Origin of the sequence: Bacillus sp. FJAT-27001, from assembly GCF_019039175.1 — a bacterium.
Classification (GTDB): Bacteria; Bacillota; Bacilli; order Bacillales; family Bacillaceae; genus Bacillus; species Bacillus velezensis.
In genome coordinates this window covers 1-21,293 of record NZ_JAHOAA010000011.1, presented here as the reverse complement: position 1 = coordinate 21,293, position 21,293 = coordinate 1, and the positions used below count along the sequence as shown (strand labels likewise).

The window sequence follows — 21,293 nt, the reverse complement described above, 5'->3', positions numbered from 1 at the left end:
CCGTCTGGTTTGAATCTATCTAGAGAACGTACAATAACTGAAATCCAAAACGACTATAAAGAGCAGGTTGAACGGCAATCCCAGCTTATGAAAAGAAGGCGGAAAGGGCTTTTCAGACGGTTGATCGTATTCGGCGCCCTTGTGTTGTTGACGGCTATTGTCTTAGCGGGTTCTCTGTGGTCACAGACCTCTTCCCTTAGCGCAAACGAAGAAAAGAAAGCTCAGCTGGAAAAACAAGTGAAAGAATTGAACGCGAAACAGGCTGATTTAAAAGATGAGATTTCCAAATTAAAGGATGAGGATTACGTCACAGAGCTTGCCAGAAGAGACTTGTTTATGTCAGGAAATGGTGAGATTCTCTTCAATGTAGAAAAGAAGAGCAAGTAGCCTTGTTGACACTTAAATTTTTATTTAGGTATAATTAAACAAACGATCTTTTTATAAGCCTAAGGAGGAGCACTTTTTTTATGTCGATTGAAGTTGGCAGCAAGTTGCAAGGGAAAATAACAGGTATTACAAATTTCGGAGCATTTGTTGAATTGCCTGGAGGCTCAACCGGTCTCGTTCATATCAGTGAGGTAGCCGATAATTATGTTAAAGACATTAACGAGCATTTAAAAGTCGGCGATCAAGTTGAAGTGAAAGTCATCAACGTTGAAAAAGACGGGAAAATTGGTTTATCAATTAAAAAAGCTAAAGACCGTCCGCAAGCCAGACCTAGAAATGATTTCCGTCCGAAAGAATCTTTTGAACAGAAAATGAACAAGTTTCTTAAAGATAGCGAAGACCGCTTATCATCTTTAAAACGAAACACGGAATCAAAACGTGGAGGGCGCGGAGCAAGAAGAGGATAACTTGCTGCTTTCTATAAATACATGGAGCATCCGTCTATCCCAGCGGGTGCTTTTTTTGTATGCGCCATTATAGTCAGAAAATTAAAACTTTAAAGTATCTGTTGACGGAATGAAGAAACCTTTGTATTATATAACTTGTGCTTATAAGCACCTTATATGGCGGTGTAGCTCAGCTGGCTAGAGCGTACGGTTCATACCCGTGAGGTCGGGGGTTCGATCCCCTCCGCCGCTACCATATATATCTGGCCCGTTGGTCAAGCGGTTAAGACACCGCCCTTTCACGGCGGTAACACGGGTTCGAATCCCGTACGGGTCATCAAGCGAATCGGCTTCTGTTGCAGAAGCCGATTTTTTCATATTTAGACAACTTTTTGAGAAATGTCGGAGGAAATACGAAAGGAAAGGGGAACAAGGGGGAAAGCGTCGAAGAGTTCTTTGGAATTGTTACCTTCTTTTGACAAAATCCTATCTGGGCTTTCATTTATAATGACAAGCAACGAATAAAACAGGTGGGGGATGAGAGCAATGGAAAAAGCGGAAAGAAGAGTGAACGGGCCGATGGCGGGACAAGCTCTGGAAAAACTGCAATCGTTTTTTGAAAAGGCGGCAAAGCTTACAGTCCATCAAGCGCATTCACTTTTTTTCTATAAGGGTTTCATTTATGTCGTGATCGGTTTTTTACTTGGACGGGCTTTCATATTATCTGAGGTTCTTCCGTTTGCGCTGCCGTTTTTCGGAGCGATGCTTTTGATCAGAAGAGATAAAGCCTTCTATGCTTGTCTGTCTTTACTTGCGGGCGCTTTAACCATTTCGCCGAAACACTCTTTATTGATTCTCACAGCTTTGGCCGTCTTCACTCTATTTTCAAAAATCGGTACATATATCGTGCAGGACCGGGTGAAGATGCTGCCGATCGTGGTGTTTTTCTCTATGGCTGCCGCGAGAATCGGATTTGTTTATTTTGAAAGCGGCGCTTTTACCACCTATGATTATGTGATGGCTGTTGTCGAGGCGGGCCTGGCCTTTATTTTGACGCTGATCTTTTTGCAAAGCCTGCCGATCTTCACGATCAAAAAAGTGAAGCAATCGTTAAAAATAGAAGAAATCATCTGTTTTATGATCTTGATCGCATCCGTTTTAACCGGGCTTGCCGGTGTTTCATTTCAGGGAATGCAGGCTGAACATATCCTGGCCCGCTATGTCGTGCTGAGTTTTTCCTTTGTCGGCGGGGCAAGCATCGGCTGTACGGTCGGTGTTGTGACCGGACTGATCCTCGGGCTTGCGAATATCGGGAACCTCTATCAAATGAGTCTGCTTGCGTTTTCCGGGCTTCTTGGCGGGCTGCTGAAAGAAGGAAAGAAAGCCGGAGCCGCAGTCGGATTAGTGATCGGCTCACTGCTGATTTCATTATATGGAGAAGGGTCTGCCGGATTAATGACCACTCTTTATGAATCTTTGATTGCCGTTGTTTTGTTTTTGATTACGCCTCAATCGATTACGAAAAAGGTGGCGCGATACATACCGGGCACTGCTGAGCACAGTCAGGAACAGCAGCAGTACGCGAGGAAAATCAGAGATGTCACCGCCCAGAAAGTAGACCAGTTCTCCAATGTGTTTCATGCCTTGTCGGAGAGCTTCGCCACCTTTCATCAGACGTCTTCCGATGAGCAGGCGGAAGAAGGGGAAGTGGATCTCTTTTTAAGCAAAATCACGGAGCATTCGTGCCAATCCTGCTATAAGAAAAGCAAATGCTGGGTTCAAAACTTTGATAAAACATATGACTTAATGAAACAAGTTATGCATGAAACAGAAGAAAAACAGTATGCCTCAAACCGCAGATTAAAAAAGGAGTTTCAACAGCACTGTTCCAAATCCAGACAGGTGGAAGAGCTGATTGAGGACGAACTTGCCCACCATCACGCCCATCTGACACTGAAGAGAAAAGTTCAGGACAGCAGAAGGCTTGTTGCCGAGCAGCTGTTGGGGGTTTCTGAGGTCATGGCGGACTTTTCTCGGGAAATAAAACGGGAGAGGGAGCAGCATTTTATTCAGGAAGAACAAATGATAGAGGCGCTTCAGCATTTCGGAATCGAGATTCAGCATGTCGAGATATACAGCTTGGAGCAGGGCAATATTGATATCGAAATGACAATCCCGTTCAGCGGAGGACACGGCGAGAGTGAGAAAATTATCGCCCCGATGCTGTCTGACATTCTTGAGGAGCAGATACTTGTCAAAAGCGAACAGCACTCGACTCATCCGAATGGCTACAGCCATGTCGCGTTCGGTTCGACCAAGTCGTACCGGGTATCGACAGGCGCGGCTCATGCGGCAAAAGGCGGCGGCCTTGTCTCCGGCGACAGCTACAGCATGATGGAACTGGGGGCGAGAAAATATGCGGCCGCGATCAGTGACGGCATGGGCAATGGGGCGAGGGCCCATTATGAGAGCAATGAAACGATTAAGCTGCTCGAAAAAATTCTCGAATCAGGTATTGATGAAAAAATAGCGATAAAAACGATCAACAGTATTCTGTCTTTACGGACGACAGACGAAATCTACTCAACTCTCGATCTTTCTATCATTGATCTTCAGGATGCAAGCTGCAAATTCTTGAAGGTCGGTTCAACGCCGAGTTTTATCAAGCGGGGAGATCAAGTCATGAAAGTGCAGGCCAGCAATCTGCCGATCGGCATCATCAATGAATTTGATGTGGAGGTTGTAAGTGAACAGTTAAAAGCGGGAGATCTGCTCGTCATGATGAGTGACGGTATTTTTGAAGGGCCGAAGCACGTTGAAAACCACGACCTGTGGATGAAACGGAAAATGAAAGGGCTGAAAACCGAAGACCCGCAAGAAATCGCTGATATATTAATGGAAGAGGTCATCAGAACGCGTTCCGGCCAAATCGAAGACGATATGACAGTGGTTGTTGTCCGGATTGACCACAACACGCCGAAATGGGCTTCCATACCGGTGCCGGCGGTTTTCCAAAATAAAAAGGAGATTTCTTAATCATTTCGTATAAATCACTTTCCTTCTGGCGAAGATGGGACTAATCGTATCACCGGGAGGAATGTATGTGAATAAGGGACATTTAAATCAAGTTCTGCTGATTACAGATGGCTGCTCCAATCATGGTGAAGACCCGATCGCAATGGCGGCTTTCGCCAAGGAGCAGGGGATTACGGTGAATGTTATAGGAATTATGGAAGAAAACGCGATTGACCAAGAGGCAATGAAGGAAGTTGAAGGCATCGCCATGGCCGGAGGCGGCGTCCATCAAGTTGTGTATGCGTCACAATTGTCTCAGACGGTTCAAATGGTGACGAAAAAAGCAATGACCCAGACGCTGCAAGGTGTCGTCAATCAAGAGCTTAAACAAATCTTAGGGAAAAACGTTGAAATGGAAGAGCTTTCTCCTGAAAAACGCGGCGAAGTGATGGAAGTGGTTGATGAACTCGGCGAAACGGTTCATCTGCAAGTGCTTGTGCTGGTTGATACGAGTGCGAGTATGGCGCCGAAACTGCCGACGGTGAAAGAAGCGCTGATCGATCTTTCCATCAGTTTAAATTCCCGGGCCGGGCAAAATAAATTTGCAATGTGTATATTTCCCGGGAAAAGCCAGGAAGTTGAGCTTGTGCTGAATTGGACGCCGAAGCTTGAATCCCTTTCTGCACTCTTTGCGAAGCTGTCGACCGGCGGTATCACCCCTACGGGCCCCGCTATCCGGGAAGCGACGCAGCAGTTTGAGAGAATCCGCTCAAGAAGGAGCATGTTGGCTGATGATGAACGACGCTTTAACGAGTTTGGCATGTAGTCTGGCACCGGGGACGGCAATTCAGGGCAAATGGAACGGCAAACCCTACAGATTGCTCAAACAGCTTGGAAAAGGGGCTAACGGTATTGTATATCTGGCAGAAGCATCAGGCGGACAGGTCGCTTTGAAAATAAGCAGCGACAGCATGTCTGTTACCTCTGAAGTGAATGTCTTAAAATCCTTTTCAAAGGCCCGGTCGCAAACGATGGGGCCTTCTTTTTTTGATGCGGACGACGCGTTTATTCCGCAGCTGAATAAAAATGTCTCTTTTTACGTGATGGAGTACATAGAAGGGCCGCTTCTTCCGCAATATATCAGCAGTAAGGGAGCGGAGTGGATTCCGGTGCTGATGGTGCAGCTTCTTTCCAGCCTGTCAGTCCTCCATCAGCAAGGGTGGGTTTTTGGCGACCTCAAACCGGACAATCTCATTGTAACCGGACCACCGGCTGCCATTCGCTGCATTGATGTAGGGGGAACGACAAAACAGGGCCGCGCGATTAAAGAGTATACGGAGTTTTACGACAGGGGCTATTGGGGGTATGGAACAAGAAAAGCAGAACCATCCTATGACCTGTTTGCTGTCGCAATGATCATGATCCACTGTGTCCAGAAGAAAGAGTGCAAAAAGTCAGGACAGCCGAAAGAACAGCTTCGTTCTATCATTGAAGGCCACCCGTTTCTGAATAAGTATAAGAAGGTTCTGTTTTCTGCTTTAAACGGCCAATATCCGTCTGCGGAAGCCATGAAGCATGACATCCTGACGGCGGGGCAGAGCGCCGGGAGCAAAAGGAAAGCCGCCGTCAAGCCTAAGCCGCCGCAATCAAAACCGCGGCAGGGCACTGTATCTCAAACGCGGTATAAACCTAAACAAAAACCCGCAAAGCACAATGGTTTGTTTGAAACAACACTTATTTTAATCAGCGTTCTCGCCCTTTATTTCGCTTACATCGTCTTTTTTCTCATCTAGTGACGGCCGGACGCCTGCGCTCATGCTTCTTCTTTGCTTGGAGGGAATGAAAGTGATAGGATATGTATATCTTTAAAAAACCTGCTCATTGTGAGGGGGACATTGTGAAAAGCGTGGAAGATTTTTTCAAAACATATCATCTTCAGGCGGAGGGAGAAACGATTATTGCCGGGGTCTCCGGAGGCCCTGATTCAATGGCGCTTCTCAGTATGCTGAATAAGCACTTCGGGCATTCTTCCGTTATCATAGCGGCGCATGTCGACCATCAGTTCAGGGGTCCTGAATCTGAAGAAGATATGAAGTTTGTGCAGTCATATTGCGAAGCGGAACATATCCTCTGCGAAACGGTACAGATTGATGTTTCTGCATACGCAAAGAAGAATAAGCTGAACAAGCAGGCTGCCGCGCGTGATTGCAGATATCAGTTTTTCGAAGATCTGATGACAAAACACCAAGCGAAGTTTTTGGCGCTGGCTCATCACGGCGATGACCAGGTTGAGACAATGCTCATGAGGCTTGCGAAAGGTACGCTCGGGGCAGGGCTTGCGGGAATGCAGCCCGTCCGCGAATTTGCATCCGGCTGGCTGATCAGGCCTTTCCTCTATGCGGCAAAGGATGAAATCCTTGAATACTGCCGTCAAGAAGGGCTCAGCTACAGAACGGATGAGAGCAATGCAAAAGACGATTATACAAGAAACAGATTCAGAAAGACCGTGCTTCCTTTTTTAAAACATGAATCACCTGACGTTCATAAAATGTTTCAAAAGGTGAGTGAAGCACTGACAGAAGACGAACAATACCTGCAGGCATTAACGAAAGAACGAATGAATAAGGTTATTACAAGCAAGTCTGACACATCGGTTGAAGTCAATTCCTCTCAATTGCTTGCCCTTCCGATACCTTTACAAAGAAGAGGAGTTCAACTAATATTAAACTATCTTTATGAAAACGTTCCATCGTCGTTTTCCGCCCGCCACATACAGCAGTTTCTCGAATGGGCGGAAAATGGAAGCGCCTCGGGAGTGCTTGATTTTCCGAAAGGGCTGAAGGTGGTCAAATCATATCAGACATGTTTGTTTACATTTGAACAATGGCAATGTGAAAAAGTTCCCTTTGAGCTGCAGCTGCAAGGAGCGGAAGGCGAGACTGCTGTTCTCCCCAACGGCTTTATGATAGAGGTGGCCGATCAGGCTGACCCTCATATCAAAAATGGGAATGCTGTTTTTATGACAAGCAGAAACAAGGTGCAATTTCCTTTAACAATCCGGACGAGAAAAATCGGCGACCGGATCAAACTTAAAGGGATGAATGGCTCGAAAAAGGTGAAAGATATATTTATTGATCATAAACTGCCTCTGCGGGATCGGGACGAATGGCCGATTGTAACGGATGCGAGCGGTGAAATTATCTGGCTGCCTGGCTTGAAAAAATCCATCTTTGACGATCTTGTGATTTCAAACAGTGACCGCATTGTATTACAATATAGACAGCATGAAAAGTGTAGGGGGCAAGCATTAACATGAAACAGGATATCGAAAAAGTGCTGATCTCAGAAGATGAGATCCAGCAGAAAGTAAAACAGCTTGGAGAACAATTAACAAGCGAGTACAGCGACACGTTTCCGTTGGCAATCGGTGTGTTAAAGGGAGCGCTTCCCTTTATGGCTGATCTTATAAAGCATATTGATACATATTTGGAAATGGACTTCATGGATGTATCAAGCTACGGAAATTCCACGGTTTCTTCCGGAGAAGTCAAAATCATCAAAGATTTGGATACATCTGTAGAAGGCCGGGACATCTTAATCATTGAAGATATTATCGACAGTGGGTTAACCTTGAGCTATCTCGTAGAACTCTTCCGATATCGTAAAGCGAAATCAATTAAGATTGTTACCCTGTTGGATAAACCAAGCGGAAGAAAAGCGGACATTAAAGCAGACTTCGTAGGCTTTGAAGTTCCTGACGCGTTTGTTGTGGGTTACGGACTTGATTATGCCGAACGCTATCGCAATCTGCCTTACATCGGAGTATTAAAACCGGCGATTTATGAAAGCTGATCGGCTGCCTGCTTCCGAGATGGTTATCGGTTGTATTGGAATGATTTTCTATGGTACTATTGAACATAGTTGTGCTTACTGTGGGAGGAGGTAAGGAATGAATCGGGTCTTCCGTAATACCATTTTTTATTTACTTATTTTATTAGTAGTAATCGGGGTTGTGAGTTACTTCCAGACTTCAAACCCGAAAACAGAAAATATGTCGTACAGTACGTTTATCAAGAACCTCGATGAAGGGAAAGTTGATAGCGTATCGGTTCAGCCTGTCAGAGGTGTTTATGAGGTAAAAGGACAGCTGAAAAAATACGACAAAGACCAGTACTTTTTAACACATGTTCCTGAAGGAAAAGGGGCAGACCAGATATTTGACGCAATTAAAAAGACGGACGTAAAAGTTGATCCCGCACAGGAAACAAGCGGGTGGGTGACGTTCTTAACGACGATCATTCCGTTTGTCATCATCTTTATTCTGTTTTTCTTCCTGCTCAATCAGGCTCAGGGCGGCGGCAGCCGTGTCATGAACTTCGGAAAGAGCAAAGCGAAGCTGTATACGGAAGAAAAGAAACGCGTGAAGTTTAAAGATGTAGCCGGCGCGGATGAGGAGAAGCAGGAGCTTGTTGAGGTTGTTGAGTTTCTGAAAGATCCTCGCAAATTCGCCGAGCTTGGCGCCAGAATCCCTAAAGGCGTGCTGTTGGTCGGACCTCCGGGAACCGGTAAGACGCTGCTTGCGAGAGCCTCAGCCGGTGAAGCGGGCGTTCCTTTCTTCAGCATCAGCGGATCTGACTTCGTTGAAATGTTTGTCGGTGTCGGTGCTTCCCGTGTGCGTGATTTATTCGAAAATGCGAAAAAGAATGCGCCTTGTCTGATCTTCATTGATGAGATCGACGCGGTGGGACGTCAGCGCGGCGCAGGTCTTGGCGGCGGGCATGATGAACGCGAACAGACGCTGAACCAGCTGCTTGTTGAGATGGACGGTTTCAGTGCGAATGAAGGAATCATTATTATCGCTGCGACAAACCGTGCGGACATTCTTGACCCTGCATTGCTTCGTCCGGGACGTTTTGACCGTCAGATTACGGTAGACCGTCCGGATGTCATCGGCCGTGAAGCCGTATTACAGGTCCATGCGAGAAACAAACCGCTTGATGAAACGGTGAACTTAAAAGCAATCGCTTCAAGAACACCCGGCTTCTCAGGCGCCGATTTAGAAAACCTTCTTAACGAAGCGGCACTCGTTGCTGCCCGTCAAAACAAGAAGAAAATTGATATGCGCGACATTGATGAAGCGACGGACCGTGTCATTGCGGGTCCTGCGAAGAAGAGCCGTGTCATATCGAAAAAAGAACGCAATATCGTGGCGTACCACGAGGGCGGTCACACTGTTATCGGACTTGTGCTGGATGAAGCCGATATGGTTCATAAAGTAACGATCGTTCCGAGGGGGCAGGCTGGCGGATACGCGGTCATGCTTCCGAGAGAAGACCGTTACTTCCAGACAAAACCTGAACTTCTCGATAAAATTGTCGGTCTTCTGGGCGGACGCGTTGCCGAGGAAATTATCTTCGGCGAAGTCAGCACGGGCGCTCACAATGACTTCCAGCGGGCAACGAACATTGCGAGAAGAATGGTGACAGAGTTCGGTATGTCTGAAAAACTCGGACCGCTTCAGTTCGGTCAATCTCAAGGCGGTCAAGTATTCCTGGGCCGGGATTTCAACAACGAGCAAAACTACAGTGATCAGATCGCTTACGAAATCGATCAGGAAATTCAGCGCATCATTAAAGAATGTTATGAGCGTGCGAAAACCATCCTGACTGAAAATCGTGATAAGCTTGAATTGATTGCTCAGACATTGCTTGATGTGGAAACATTAGATGCGGAACAAATCAAGCATCTCGTGGATCACGGAAAACTCCCTGAGCGCAATTTCTCAGATGACCATCTTCAAAAAGACGATGTGAAAGTAAACATCCTGTCTAAAACAGAAGACGAAAAGAAAGACGAGCCGAAAGAATAGTTCGCTTTCTGATATGAAAACCGCCGGCGTATACCGGCGGTTTTTTTACTGGTTCCGTTTTGTTTACAAAAGAGCCGCAGATCGTGTATGGTATTGTAGAATGTTGAAAATGTTATGATTAGAAACTATTCAAAAGTGGTGATAGAGGTTGTTACTGGTTATAGATGTGGGGAACACCAACACCGTGATTGGTGTATATCATGATGGGGAATTAGAATATCATTGGCGCATAGAAACGAGCAGGCACAAAACAGAAGACGAATTCGGCATGCTGCTCCGCTCCTTATTTGAACATTCCGGACTCATGTTTGAACAGATTGAAGGGATTATCATCTCATCCGTGGTGCCGCCGATTATGTTCTCTTTAGAAAGAATGTGCACAAAATACTTTCACATCGAGCCGCAAGTTGTCGGCCCGGGAATGAAAACAGGTTTAAATATAAAGTATGACAATCCGAAAGAAGTGGGAGCTGACAGGATCGTCAATGCCGTTGCGGCGATCCAGCAGTATGGCGGCCCCTTAATTGTTGTTGATTTCGGAACGGCGACGACGTATTGCTACATTGATGAAAACAAACAATACATGGGCGGCGCGATTGCTCCCGGCATTACAATTTCAACGGAAGCGCTGTACTCACGTGCGGCGAAGCTTCCAAGAATTGAAATTGCCCGTCCGGACAATATCATCGGCAAAAACACGGTAAGCGCCATGCAGTCCGGCATCCTTTTCGGCTATGTCGGACAAGTTGAAGGCATTGTAAAGCGGATGAAATGGCAGGCAACACAGGAACCGAAAGTCATTGCGACAGGCGGGCTTGCGTCATTAATCGCAAACGAATCAGATTGTATTGATATTGTTGACCCGTTTCTCACTCTGAAAGGGCTGGAAATCATTTATGAGCGAAATCGCGTGGGTCACGTATAGGAGGTAAACGATGGATTATTTAATTAAAGCAATTGCATATGACGGTAAAGTGCGGGCTTATGCAGCCAGAACGACAGATATGGTTAATGAAGCGCAAAGAAGGCATGACACGTGGCCGACGGCATCAGCCGCAATCGGCCGGACGATGACAGCTTCTCTGATGCTAGGAGCGATGCTTAAGGGTGAAGATAAGCTGACAGTCAAAATAGAAGGCGGCGGCCCGATCGGAGCCATTGTCGCAGATGCGAACGCAAAGGGTGAGGTAAGAGCATACGTATCAAACCCGCACGTTCATTTTGATCTCAATGAACAAGGGAAACTGGATGTCAGACGGGCGGTCGGAACTGACGGAACACTCAGTGTCGTAAAAGATTTGGGCTTACGTGATTATTTTACGGGACAAGTAGAGATTGTCTCGGGTGAACTCGGTGACGACTTCACATATTATCTTGTTTCTTCTGAACAAGTCCCTTCATCTGTCGGCGTAGGTGTTCTAGTAAATCCTGATAACACCATTCTCGCTGCGGGCGGGTTCATCATTCAGCTTCTTCCGGGGACTGATGAAGAAACCATTTCAACAATTGAAAAGCAATTATCTCAAATCGAACCAATTTCAAAATTGATTCAAAAAGGCCTGACACCGGAAGAAATCTTAGAAGAAGTTCTAGGTCAAAAACCGGACGTTCTCGAAACAATGCCGGTCAAATTTCACTGTTCTTGTTCAAAAGATCGATTCGAAACGGCCATTTTAGGACTAGGCAAAAAAGAAATACAAGATATGATAGAAGAAGACGGAAAAGCCGAAGCGGTTTGCCATTTTTGTAATGAGAAATATTTATTTACAAAAGAAGAACTGGAAGAGCTTCGTGACGAAACAACCCGCTAGCTCTTTAGCGGGTTGTTCTATTTTATAAAAGGGATGGGGTAGATTTTGAAATCGAGAACACTTTTGACGATTATTGTAGCGGCGCTGTTAGTATGCAGTGTGACAGTGGCGTATAAGTTAACAAAATCCCAAGCCGCGGGGTCATCTGAAGAATCCATCGCGACAATCGGTGATAAACATATCACACGGCAAGACTGGATGAAAAAGATGGAAGACCAGTACGGAAAATCAACTCTGGAAGACATGATTAATGCAGAAGTAGTGGAAGAGCTTGCGAAAAAGAATAAACTTACAGTTTCAAACAGCGAATTGGAGCGGGAATTTCTTTTAATCAAAGCGGTAGATAATTCATTTTATGAAGACAGCCATATTACCGAAAAAGAATGGAGAGACCAGATCCGCTACAACATTCTTCTTGAAGAACTGCTGACGAAGGACATCGATATATCGGATAAGGAAATGCAATCATTTTATAATAAAAATAAAGAATTGTACCATTTTGATGATTCCTACAGAATCCGGCACATTGTCGTCAAAAACAAAGATGAGGCGGACAGGGTGCTTGCTGATTTGAAAGGCGGTTCCAGCTTTGAAGCCGTCGCCGCTGAGCGTTCCACGGACAGATACACGTCACAGTATGGCGGAGACCTCGGCTTTGTGACAGAAAATCAGGAAAATATCCCGCAGGCATATATCACAGAAGCTAAAAATCTTAAAGAAGATGAATGGTCCGCTGAACCGATTAAAGTTTCTTCAGGATACGCCGTCATTCAGCTGAAAGAAAAGCTTAAATCGAGAACTTTCTCATACAATGAAGTGAAGAGCCAAATCAGACGCCAGATCGCGATGGATCAATTAGGTGACAAGGCGACAGTCAAAACGCTGTGGAAAGAGGCGGGGGTCTCTTGGTTCTACGGGGAAAAAAGAACTAAATGATTGACAAAAAATTTTGAAATTGATAACTTATATTTATAATACCAATAAATTTAGTCGGAAATTGAGGTGTCCAACATGGTGCGTATTGCAAATTCTATTACTGAACTAATCGGAAATACTCCTATTGTGAAATTGAATCGCCTGACGGATGAAAACAGTGCAGATGTATATCTGAAGCTTGAATACATGAATCCGGGCAGCAGCGTAAAAGACCGGATCGGAGTGGCGATGATTGAAGCGGCTGAAAAAGAAGGAAAATTAAAAGCCGGCGACACAATCATTGAACCGACAAGCGGAAATACAGGAATCGGTCTTGCGATGGTGGCAGCGGCTAAAGGTCTCAGAGCCATTCTCGTTATGCCTGATACAATGAGTATGGAGCGACGCAATCTGCTGCGCGCATACGGAGCGGAGCTTGTGCTGACTCCCGGCGCAGAAGGAATGAAGGGCGCCATTAAAAAGGCGGAAGAACTTGCCGAGGAACACGGATACTTTGTGCCTCAGCAATTCAACAATGCGGCAAACCCGGAAATTCACCGCCAAACGACAGGGAAAGAAATCGTAGAACAGTTTGGTGACGACCAGCTTGATGCGTTCGTGGCCGGAATCGGTACCGGCGGAACCATCACGGGAGCGGGCGAAGTGCTGAAAGAAGCATATCCATCCATCAAAATCTATGCGGTAGAGCCGGCGGATTCTCCAGTTCTTTCCGGCGGAAAACCGGGCCCGCATAAAATTCAGGGTATCGGAGCGGGATTTGTCCCTGAAACATTGAATACGGACATCTATGATCAGATCATACCCGTCAAAAACGAGGATGCATTTGAATATGCCCGTAAAACGGCAAAAGAAGAAGGGATTCTTGGCGGCATTTCTTCCGGAGCGGCCATTTACGCGGCACTGGAAATCGCGAAAAAATTGGGGAAAGGCAAGAAAGTGCTTGCGATCATCCCTAGTAACGGAGAACGTTACTTAAGCACACCGCTTTATCAGTTTGAATAGAGACATACACACGGCTCCCGGCTGTATCCGGGAGTTTTTTTGTGCCTGAAGCATCGAAAATCCAAAAAACGTTTCGAATTTTATGGTTGGAAGTGAAATTCACTTTTTTCACCAGTGTGATTGCTTTAAAATAAAACTACAGTAAAACGAAGCAGAGGATTGATATGATGGCACAACGCAGACCGGCAGGAAGAAAAATACCTTTTACGAAACAAGCATTTTTACAGCGATATGAAAACCTTTCGAAATCGAGAAAACGGCATGTTCTGCTCGAAAGCGCGAGAGGGGGAAGATTCAGTATAGCCGGTCTAGATCCGATTGCGTCCGTCAGAGGAAAAGACGGAATTACAACGATCAAGCATGAGGGGGAAACACTGTTTAAAGAAGGTGACCCGCTGCGGGCCTTTCATGAATGGTTTGGAACGCTCGGAACGGAAACAAACGTTGAGTTTCCGGACTTTCAAGGCGGTGCGATTGGTTTTATCAGTTACGACTACGCCCGATATATTGAGAATTTTAAGATGCTGTCGTTAGATGATCTGGAAACACCTGATATTTACTTTCTTGTTTTTGATGATGTGGCCGTTTATGACCATGAGGAAGAGGCGTTATGGCTCATTACCCATACTGAAGCGGAAGAAGCGGATCTTGCGGAAGAAAAGCTGTCCCGCTTAGAGGACATGTGGTGTTCCCTCCAAACGGCGGACGAGCCTTTTTCACCGCTGAATCGGAATGGGGACGGATCGTACGCCGCTCCGTTCACTGAGGAAGGATTTTCACAGGCTGTAGAACAAATTAAACAATATATCACGAGCGGCGATGTGTTCCAGGTGAATTTGTCCATCAGGCAGTCTCAGTCCTTATCCGTTCATCCGTATGAGGTGTATAAACACTTGAGAAACGTCAATCCGTCTCCTTACATGGCCTATCTCGAGACACCGGGGTTTCAAGTGATATGCGGGTCGCCGGAGCTATTGGTGACAAAGAAGGGGAAGAAGCTTGAAACGAGACCGATCGCGGGTACGCGTTCAAGAGGAAAAGACGATGCTGAAGACAAGGCTTTGGCTGATGAATTAATTCACAACGAAAAAGAACGTGCGGAACATGTCATGCTTGTTGATCTTGAGCGCAATGACCTCGGGCGCGTATCGCGCTACGGCTCCGTGCGGGTTAACGAATTTATGGCGATCGAAAAGTATTCCCACGTCATGCATATCGTGTCGAACGTACAGGGAGAGCTGCAGGACGGATATGACGCGACAGACATTATTCATGCGGTATTCCCGGGGGGCACCATCACGGGAGCGCCCAAAGTGAGAACGATGGAAATTATAGAAGAGCTTGAGCCGACAAGACGGGGGCTTTATACTGGATCTATAGGCTGGTTCGGATTTAACGGAGATTTGCAGTTTAACATTGTGATCCGGACGATCTATGCAGCCGGCGGACATGCTTTTATGCAGTCCGGAGCAGGAGTGGTCATTGATTCGGTTCCGAAGCATGAATACAAGGAATCGTTCAAAAAAGCTTTTGCGATGAAAAAGGCGTTAGAGCTGAGCGAAGAAGAGACAAAAAATCAGACGAGGTGAGCAGAGATGATTTTAATGATTGACAATTATGATTCATTTACGTACAACTTGGTTCAATATTTGGGTGAACTCGGGGAGGAACTGATCGTCAGACGGAATGACGAGATTACGATTGAGCAGATTGAAGAGCTGGGTCCGGACTTCTTAATGATTTCACCCGGGCCGTGCAGTCCTGATGAAGCGGGGATCAGCCTCGAAGCGATCAAACATTTTGCCGGCAGTATTCCTATTTTCGGCGTATGTCTCGGACATCAGTCGATTGCGCAAGTATTCGGCGGCGACGTCGTCAGAGCGGAGCGGCTCATGCACGGCAAAACGTCAGAAGTTATGCATGACGGACAGACGATTTTTAAAGGCCTGCAAAATCCGCTTGTCGCCACCCGGTACCATTCACTTATTGTCAAAGCGGACACGCTGCCGGATTGTTTTACGGTATCCGCTCAAACCAAAGAAGGAGAAATTATGGCAATCCGCCATAATGAGCTGCCTGTTGAAGGTGTTCAGTTCCATCCGGAATCCATCATGACCTCCTTCGGCAAAGAGATGCTCAGAAACTTTATAGAGACACACCGCAAAAAGGAAGTGACGGTGTGATTATATATTTGAATGGTCAATATATAGAGGAGAAAGAAGCGGCGCTTTCTCCTTTTGACCATGGTTATCTGTACGGGATCGGCGCGTTCGAGACGTTCAGGCTTTACAGCGGCCGGCCGTTTCTGCCGGATGCGCATGTCGCCAGGCTCAACAGGGCGCTTCGGGATCTGCAGATTGCATATGAGGTGAACAAACAGGAGCTGCTTGATATGCTTCGGAGACTGTTGCTCCTCAATGAGATCAAGGACGGCAGCGCACGTGTCCGGCTTAACATCTCGGCAGGCGTCAGCGATAAGGGATTTGCCGCGCAGACTTATGAAAAGCCGACCGTCCTTTGTTTCGTCAACCGGCTCAATCCGGAAACTCTGCCTGTTCAAAAAGAAGGCAGGCTTCTCTCTATCAGGAGAAATACGCCTGAAGGATATTTCCGGTTAAAATCCCATCACTATTTAAACAACATGTATGCTAAACGGGAGATCGGGAATGATCCCAATTTTGAAGGCATTTTCCTGACCGGAGAAGGAGATGTCGCGGAAGGCATTGTCTCCAACGTGTTTTGGCGAAAAGGAGACAAGGTCTTTACGCCATCCTTGGATACGGGAATTCTCGATGGTGTAACGAGACAGTTTGTCATTGATGAATTGAAACGGCAGGGGACAGAAGTCACCGAAGGCCGATTCCGTTTTCAATCAATGCTTGAAGCGGATGAAGCATGGTTGACAAACTCCGTGCTTGAAATCATCCCGTTTTCTAAAATAGAGGAAGTGCCGCTGCCCGGAGTGAGCGGAAAAACGGTGCAATTGCTCCGTAATCAGTATCAGCAGGAAATAAACAAAATGAATGTACAGGAGGAGGAACAAAATGGCGCAGCAAACAATTGAACAGCCTAAACTGATTCATACAAAAAAAGGCGCTCTTTCCTATAAAGAGAAGACGCTCGTTATGGGGATATTAAATGTAACGCCAGACTCCTTCTCTGACGGCGGTAAATACGACAGTACGGAAAGGGCGCTTCTGCATGCGGCGAAGATGGCTGAAGAAGGGGCGCATATCATAGATATCGGCGGCGAATCGACAAGACCCGGCGCATCACTCGTGTCGGCTGATGAGGAAATGTCACGAGTCATCCCCGTCATAGAGCGGATCACAAGCGAGCTGGACATTCCGCTTTCAATCGATACGTACAAAGCGTCCGTGGCAGACGAAGCGGTCAAAGCGGGAGCCTCTATCCTTAATGACATCTGGGGGGCGAAAGGTGATCCTGACATGGCGTCAGTAGCCGCCGCACACGGGGTTCCGATTATCTTAATGCATAACCGCATGGAAAGAAACTACAACGATCTTATTCCTGATATGCTTGCAGACTTGATGGAAAGCGTAAAAATTGCCGCGGAAGCCGGCGTCACAGATGAAAATATGATTCTGGATCCGGGGATCGGCTTTGCGAAAAACTATGAGGACAATCTGGCTGTCATGAACAAGCTGGAGGTGTTCAGCGGGTTAGGTTATCCGCTGCTTCTGGCGACATCGAGAAAAAGGTTCATCGGCCGTGTGCTTGACCTTCCCCCTGAAGAACGTGCCGAGGGAACGGGAGCGACAGTATGCCTTGGCGTCCAAAAAGGCTGCGACATTGTGAGGGTGCACGATGTCAAAGAGATCGCAAGAATGACGAAGATGATGGATGCTATGTTGAACAAAGGAGGCGTACATTATGGATAAAGTATATGTGGAAGGTATGGAGTTTTACGGATATCACGGCGTGTTCGAAGAAGAAAACAAACTCGGCCAGCGCTTCAAAGTAGACCTGACTGCCGAACTGGATTTGAGCAAAGCGGGAAAAACGGATGACCTTTCTTATACCATTAACTATGCGGAATTGTACAGTGTCTGCCGCGGCATCGTTGAGGGCGAGCCCGTTAATTTGGTCGAGACCCTTGCGGAACGGATCGCAGACACCGTCCTTGAGAAATTTGAGCCGGTGCAGCAATGTACGGTAAAGGTTGTTAAGCCTGACCCGCCGATTCCCGGCCATTATAAATCAGTAGCCATAGAAATGACGAGAAAGAAATCATGAACAATACGGCATATATCGGCCTCGGCTCCAATATGGGCGACCGTGAACATTATTTGCGTCAGGCAGTGGCCATGCTCAGCCGGCATCATGGCGTGACGGTGTCAAAGGTGTCCTCCATATATGAAACAGATCCCGTCGGCTATGAGGATCAAGATCAGTTTCTTAATATGGCGGTTGAAGTGAAAACGTCGTTATCTCCTTTTGAACTTCTTGATGTAACGCAGAGCATTGAAGCTGAATTAGGCAGAACGAGAGAGATTCGCTGGGGACCGCGGACGGCAGACCTTGACATTTTGCTGTATAATCGTGAAAATATTGAAACAGAGCGGCTGATTGTTCCGCATCCGAGAATGTATGAGCGCTTATTTGTCCTTGCGCCGTTAAAAGAAATATGCCCGCAGGCGGATCATATCACGATAAGTGCTGAAACAAACCAAGAAGGTGTAAGAGTATGGAAGCAGAAATCTGGGGTAGGCGAATTCGTGCATTCAGAAAGCTGAAAGGTTATACTCAAGAAGGATTTGCAAAAGCATTAGGTATATCAGTTTCTATTGTCGGTGAAATTGAACGCGGAAACCGGTTGCCGTCAGATGCCATCATTCAAGATGCGGCAGATGTTTTAAATATAAGTGCGGACGAATTGGCCCCGCCTGAAAAATAGACAAATGAAAGGAGGGGAAAAATGTTTAAAATCGGTGATATTCAATTGAAAAACCGGGTTGTGCTTGCCCCTATGGCCGGTGTCTGCAACTCAGCGTTCAGATTGACTGTAAAGGAATTCGGAGCCGGATTGGTATGCGCTGAAATGGTCAGTGACAAAGCGATTCTTTACAATAACGCCAGAACAATGGGGATGCTTTACATTGATGAACGTGAAAAACCGCTCAGCCTTCAGATTTTTGGAGGAAAAAAGGAAACCCTTGTGGAAGCGGCGAAGTTTGTAGATCAAAACACGACTGCTGATATTATTGATATTAACATGGGATGTCCCGTACCCAAGATTACAAAATGTGATGCGGGCGCCAAATGGCTTCTCGATCCCGATAAGATTTATGAAATGGTATCCGCAGTAGTAGATGCTGTTGATAAGCCGGTTACAGTGAAGATGAGAATGGGTTGGGATGAAGAGCACATTTATGCGGTGAAAAATGCCCAAGCCGTTGAACGTGCCGGCGGAAAAGCCGTTGCCCTGCACGGCCGCACAAGAGTGCAAATGTATGAAGGCACTGCGAACTGGGATATCATTAAAGAAGTGAAGCAATCCGTCTCCATTCCCGTCATCGGAAACGGTGATGTCAAAACGCCTCAGGACGCGAAACGCATGCTTGAGGAAACAGGGGTTGACGGCGTCATGATCGGCCGGGCCGCACTCGGCAACCCGTGGATGATTTACCGTACGGTGCACTACCTTGAAACCGGCGAGTTAAAAGACGAACCGAAAGTCCGTGAAAAAATGTCGGTATGCAAACTGCACTTAGACCGCCTGATTAAGTTAAAAGGCGAAAATGTGGCAGTCAGAGAAATGAGAAAACACGCTGCCTGGTATCTGAAAGGTGTCAGAGGCAATGCGAATGTACGCAACGAAATTAACCAATGTGAGACGCGTGAAGAAGTTGTGCAGCTTTTAGATGCATTTACCGCCGAAGCAGAGGCAAAAGAGCTTCAAGATGCAAAAGTAGGTTAATATACACCCTCTATTGCTGCTCACTGCCAGCTTACCGCTGGCAGTTTTTCTGCTTTTTCGTGAAAACAAAATGTAACGGAGTGATACCAATGAGTCAAGAAGAGCAAAATCATGAGGAATTGAACGACCAGCTGCAAGTCAGACGAGATAAAATGAACCAGCTGAGAGAAAACGGCATTGACCCTTTCGGCGAACGTTTCGAGAGAACGCATCAATCTCAACAGATCATTGACGCCTACCAGGAGCTTTCTAAAGAAGAACTGGAAGAAAAAGCGGTCGAAGTGACCATTGCAGGCCGTATGATGACAAAGCGCGGAAAAGGGAAAGCCGGCTTTGCGCATCTGCAGGACTTAGAAGGTCAAATTCAAATTTACGTAAGAAAAGACAGTGTCGGCGAAGAACAATATGAAATCTTTAAATCTTCAGACCTCGGAGACGTTATCGGCATCACGGGGAAAGTTTTCAAAACAAACGTAGGCGAGCTTTCTGTCAAAGCGACATCTTTTGAACTGCTGACAAAAGCACTGCGTCCTCTTCCTGATAAATATCATGGGTTAAAAGACGTTGAACAGCGTTACCGCCAGCGCTATCTCGATCTCATCGTAAACCCTGACAGCAAACAAACGTTTATCACACGCAGCAAAATCATCCAAGCGATGAGAAGATACTTAGATGACCATGGATACTTAGAAGTTGAAACACCTACGATGCACAGCATACCGGGAGGAGCGTCTGCACGCCCGTTCATCACGCACCATAACGCACTCGACATGCCTCTTTATATGCGTATTGCGATTGAACTGCACCTGAAACGCCTGATTGTCGGCGGATTGGAAAAAGTCTACGAAATCGGCCGCGTGTTCCGTAATGAAGGTGTTTCTACACGCCATAACCCTGAATTCACGATGATCGAGCTGTATGAAGCGTACGCCGATTATAAAGATATTATGAGCCTTACGGAAAATCTCGTTGCACATATTGCGCAGGAAGTGCTTGGGAGCACCACAATCCAGTACGGCGAAGAGCAGATTGATCTGAAACCTGAGTGGAAACGACTCCACATGGTAGATGCGGTCAAAGAAGCGACAGGTGTAGATTTCTGGAATGAGATGACTGTTGAAGAAGCGCGCGGTCATGCAAAAGAGCATGGTATCGAGATCACAAACTCAATGACGGTGGGTCATATCATCAATGAATTCTTCGAACAAAAAATTGAAGAAACACTCATTCAGCCTACATTTATTTACGGCCACCCTGTAGAGATTTCTCCTCTTGCTAAGAAAAATCCAGAGGACCCTCGCTTTACAGACCGTTTTGAACTGTTTATCGTCGGCCGTGAGCACGCTAATGCGTTTACGGAGCTGAATGACCCTATTGACCAGAGGGAACGCTTTGAAGCGCAGTTAAAAGAAAGAGAAGAAGGAAACGATGAAGCGCATATGATGGATGAAGACTTCGTTGAAGCTCTTGAATACGGCATGCCGCCGACCGGGGGATTGGGTATCGGTATCGACCGCCTTGTCATGCTGTTAACAAATGCTCCGTCTATCAGAGACGTTTTATTATTCCCTCAAATGAGACAACGCTAATAAAAGGGAAGGCGCCGTTTCTGCTTATCGCAGTACGGCGCTTTTTTAGAAACAAGCCGCTCGTAAAACTTTTTTGATTTTCTTTTAAAAAACTATTGCACTATTATTTGTGAGGTGGTATATTATTATTCGTTGCCGCTAAACAAGGCGCTGACGAAAAAAGAAATTTAAAAAGTTGTTGACTTCAAGAGATTGATAAGATATAATAATAAAGTCGCTTGAACGAAAGACAAAATGATCTTTGAAAACTAAACAAGACAAAACGTACCTGTTAATTCAAAGTTTTAAATAAATCGC

At 46.2% G+C, this 21,293-nt stretch carries 21 protein-coding genes and 2 tRNA genes; all 23 read left to right on the top strand.

Going from position 1 to position 21,293, the window contains the following annotated elements; translation table 11 throughout:
• The first annotated feature begins 9 nt into the window (after positions 1-9).
• The 23 genes from divIC to lysS all read left to right on the top strand — a co-directional run bounded on the left by divIC (position 10) and on the right by lysS (position 20,996).
• Positions 10-387 carry a cell division protein DivIC gene (divIC, locus tag BGM27_RS19250; protein ID WP_004264632.1) on the top strand — a complete coding sequence of 126 codons (378 nt, stop codon included), beginning with the start codon at positions 10-12 and terminating at the stop codon, positions 385-387.
• An 80-nt stretch (positions 388-467) separates the two neighbouring features.
• The gene (locus BGM27_RS19245; protein WP_004264630.1) at positions 468-854 is read left to right on the top strand and encodes a S1 domain-containing RNA-binding protein; all 387 of its coding nucleotides are present in this window, start codon (positions 468-470) and stop codon (positions 852-854) included.
• Positions 855-1,012: 158 nt separating this feature from the next.
• Positions 1,013-1,089, top strand: a tRNA-Met gene (locus tag BGM27_RS19240).
• 9 nt (positions 1,090-1,098) lie between these two features.
• Positions 1,099-1,170 (top strand) — tRNA-Glu (locus tag BGM27_RS19235).
• Between the two features lie 209 nt (positions 1,171-1,379).
• Positions 1,380-3,869, top strand: a complete 2,490-nt coding sequence (spoIIE, locus tag BGM27_RS19230; RefSeq protein WP_007409936.1) for a stage II sporulation protein E — start codon at positions 1,380-1,382, stop codon at positions 3,867-3,869.
• A gap of 67 nt (positions 3,870-3,936) precedes the next feature.
• Complete coding sequence (locus BGM27_RS19225; RefSeq protein WP_007409937.1) at positions 3,937-4,674, top strand: vWA domain-containing protein; 738 nt, start codon at positions 3,937-3,939, stop codon at positions 4,672-4,674.
• Positions 4,640-5,641: a protein kinase domain-containing protein gene (locus tag BGM27_RS19220; protein ID WP_007409938.1), complete on the top strand. Its 1,002-nt coding sequence runs from the start codon at positions 4,640-4,642 to the stop codon at positions 5,639-5,641. Before BGM27_RS19225 ends, BGM27_RS19220 begins: the two co-directional genes overlap by 35 nt.
• A gap of 104 nt (positions 5,642-5,745) precedes the next feature.
• The gene (tilS, locus tag BGM27_RS19215) at positions 5,746-7,164 is read left to right on the top strand and encodes a tRNA lysidine(34) synthetase TilS (protein ID WP_007409939.1); all 1,419 of its coding nucleotides are present in this window, start codon (positions 5,746-5,748) and stop codon (positions 7,162-7,164) included.
• Entirely contained in the window at positions 7,161-7,700 is a 540-nt protein-coding gene (gene hpt / locus BGM27_RS19210) for a hypoxanthine phosphoribosyltransferase (RefSeq protein ID WP_004264611.1), read from the top strand. The genes tilS and hpt overlap by 4 nt, the downstream gene beginning before the upstream one ends.
• A gap of 97 nt (positions 7,701-7,797) precedes the next feature.
• The gene (ftsH, locus tag BGM27_RS19205) at positions 7,798-9,717 is read left to right on the top strand and encodes an ATP-dependent zinc metalloprotease FtsH (RefSeq protein WP_004264608.1); all 1,920 of its coding nucleotides are present in this window, start codon (positions 7,798-7,800) and stop codon (positions 9,715-9,717) included.
• A gap of 148 nt (positions 9,718-9,865) precedes the next feature.
• Positions 9,866-10,642, top strand: coding sequence for a type III pantothenate kinase (locus BGM27_RS19200; RefSeq protein ID WP_007409940.1), 777 nt, complete (start codon positions 9,866-9,868; stop codon positions 10,640-10,642).
• A 10-nt stretch (positions 10,643-10,652) separates the two neighbouring features.
• Positions 10,653-11,528 (top strand): Hsp33 family molecular chaperone HslO, encoded by an 876-nt coding sequence (hslO, locus tag BGM27_RS19195; protein ID WP_004264606.1) that lies wholly within the window; start codon positions 10,653-10,655, stop codon positions 11,526-11,528.
• Between the two features lie 45 nt (positions 11,529-11,573).
• Positions 11,574-12,464 (top strand): peptidyl-prolyl cis-trans isomerase, encoded by an 891-nt coding sequence (locus tag BGM27_RS19190; protein WP_007409941.1) that lies wholly within the window; start codon positions 11,574-11,576, stop codon positions 12,462-12,464.
• A 75-nt stretch (positions 12,465-12,539) separates the two neighbouring features.
• Positions 12,540-13,466: a cysteine synthase A gene (gene cysK / locus BGM27_RS19185; protein WP_007615206.1), complete on the top strand. Its 927-nt coding sequence runs from the start codon at positions 12,540-12,542 to the stop codon at positions 13,464-13,466.
• Positions 13,467-13,633: 167 nt separating this feature from the next.
• Positions 13,634-15,055: an aminodeoxychorismate synthase, component I gene (gene pabB, locus BGM27_RS19180; RefSeq protein ID WP_007409943.1), complete on the top strand. Its 1,422-nt coding sequence runs from the start codon at positions 13,634-13,636 to the stop codon at positions 15,053-15,055.
• A gap of 6 nt (positions 15,056-15,061) precedes the next feature.
• On the top strand, positions 15,062-15,649 hold the full coding sequence (gene pabA / locus BGM27_RS19175) for an aminodeoxychorismate/anthranilate synthase component II (RefSeq protein ID WP_007409944.1): 588 nt from the start codon (positions 15,062-15,064) through the stop codon (positions 15,647-15,649).
• Entirely contained in the window at positions 15,646-16,530 is an 885-nt protein-coding gene (pabC, locus tag BGM27_RS19170; RefSeq protein WP_007409945.1) for an aminodeoxychorismate lyase, read from the top strand. Before pabA ends, pabC begins: the two co-directional genes overlap by 4 nt.
• Positions 16,511-17,368, top strand: coding sequence for a dihydropteroate synthase (folP, locus tag BGM27_RS19165; protein WP_007409946.1), 858 nt, complete (start codon positions 16,511-16,513; stop codon positions 17,366-17,368). Before pabC ends, folP begins: the two co-directional genes overlap by 20 nt.
• Positions 17,361-17,723, top strand: coding sequence for a dihydroneopterin aldolase (gene folB / locus BGM27_RS19160; RefSeq protein ID WP_003150671.1), 363 nt, complete (start codon positions 17,361-17,363; stop codon positions 17,721-17,723). The genes folP and folB overlap by 8 nt, the downstream gene beginning before the upstream one ends.
• Positions 17,720-18,223 (top strand): 2-amino-4-hydroxy-6-hydroxymethyldihydropteridine diphosphokinase, encoded by a 504-nt coding sequence (gene folK, locus BGM27_RS19155; protein WP_007409947.1) that lies wholly within the window; start codon positions 17,720-17,722, stop codon positions 18,221-18,223. The genes folB and folK overlap by 4 nt, the downstream gene beginning before the upstream one ends.
• The gene (locus BGM27_RS19150; protein ID WP_003150668.1) at positions 18,175-18,384 is read left to right on the top strand and encodes a helix-turn-helix domain-containing protein; all 210 of its coding nucleotides are present in this window, start codon (positions 18,175-18,177) and stop codon (positions 18,382-18,384) included. Before folK ends, BGM27_RS19150 begins: the two co-directional genes overlap by 49 nt.
• A 21-nt stretch (positions 18,385-18,405) precedes the next feature.
• Entirely contained in the window at positions 18,406-19,407 is a 1,002-nt protein-coding gene (gene dusB, locus BGM27_RS19145) for a tRNA dihydrouridine synthase DusB (RefSeq protein ID WP_007409948.1), read from the top strand.
• An 89-nt stretch (positions 19,408-19,496) separates the two neighbouring features.
• Entirely contained in the window at positions 19,497-20,996 is a 1,500-nt protein-coding gene (gene lysS, locus BGM27_RS19140) for a lysine--tRNA ligase (protein ID WP_007409949.1), read from the top strand.
• The last annotated feature ends 297 nt before the right edge of the window (positions 20,997-21,293 follow it).

Excerpts from the sequence above, each read along its gene's own strand:
- ftsH (WP_004264608.1), top strand. The coding sequence starts at position 7,798 with ATGAATCGGGTCTTCCGTAATACCATTTTTTATTTACTTATTTTATTA.
- folB (WP_003150671.1), top strand. The coding sequence starts at position 17,361 with ATGGATAAAGTATATGTGGAAGGTATGGAGTTTTACGGATATCACGGC.
- folK (WP_007409947.1), top strand. The coding sequence starts at position 17,720 with ATGAACAATACGGCATATATCGGCCTCGGCTCCAATATGGGCGACCGT.
- cysK (WP_007615206.1), top strand. The coding sequence starts at position 12,540 with ATGGTGCGTATTGCAAATTCTATTACTGAACTAATCGGAAATACTCCT.
- BGM27_RS19220 (WP_007409938.1), top strand. The coding sequence starts at position 4,640 with ATGATGAACGACGCTTTAACGAGTTTGGCATGTAGTCTGGCACCGGGG.
- pabA (WP_007409944.1), top strand. The coding sequence starts at position 15,062 with ATGATTTTAATGATTGACAATTATGATTCATTTACGTACAACTTGGTT.
- pabB (WP_007409943.1), top strand. The coding sequence starts at position 13,634 with ATGGCACAACGCAGACCGGCAGGAAGAAAAATACCTTTTACGAAACAA.
- BGM27_RS19245 (WP_004264630.1), top strand. The coding sequence starts at position 468 with ATGTCGATTGAAGTTGGCAGCAAGTTGCAAGGGAAAATAACAGGTATT.
- folP (WP_007409946.1), top strand. The coding sequence starts at position 16,511 with ATGGCGCAGCAAACAATTGAACAGCCTAAACTGATTCATACAAAAAAA.
- hslO (WP_004264606.1), top strand. The coding sequence starts at position 10,653 with ATGGATTATTTAATTAAAGCAATTGCATATGACGGTAAAGTGCGGGCT.
- hpt (WP_004264611.1), top strand. The coding sequence starts at position 7,161 with ATGAAACAGGATATCGAAAAAGTGCTGATCTCAGAAGATGAGATCCAG.
- spoIIE (WP_007409936.1), top strand. The coding sequence starts at position 1,380 with ATGGAAAAAGCGGAAAGAAGAGTGAACGGGCCGATGGCGGGACAAGCT.
- lysS (WP_007409949.1), top strand. The coding sequence starts at position 19,497 with ATGAGTCAAGAAGAGCAAAATCATGAGGAATTGAACGACCAGCTGCAA.
- dusB (WP_007409948.1), top strand. The coding sequence starts at position 18,406 with ATGTTTAAAATCGGTGATATTCAATTGAAAAACCGGGTTGTGCTTGCC.
- BGM27_RS19150 (WP_003150668.1), top strand. The coding sequence starts at position 18,175 with ATGGAAGCAGAAATCTGGGGTAGGCGAATTCGTGCATTCAGAAAGCTG.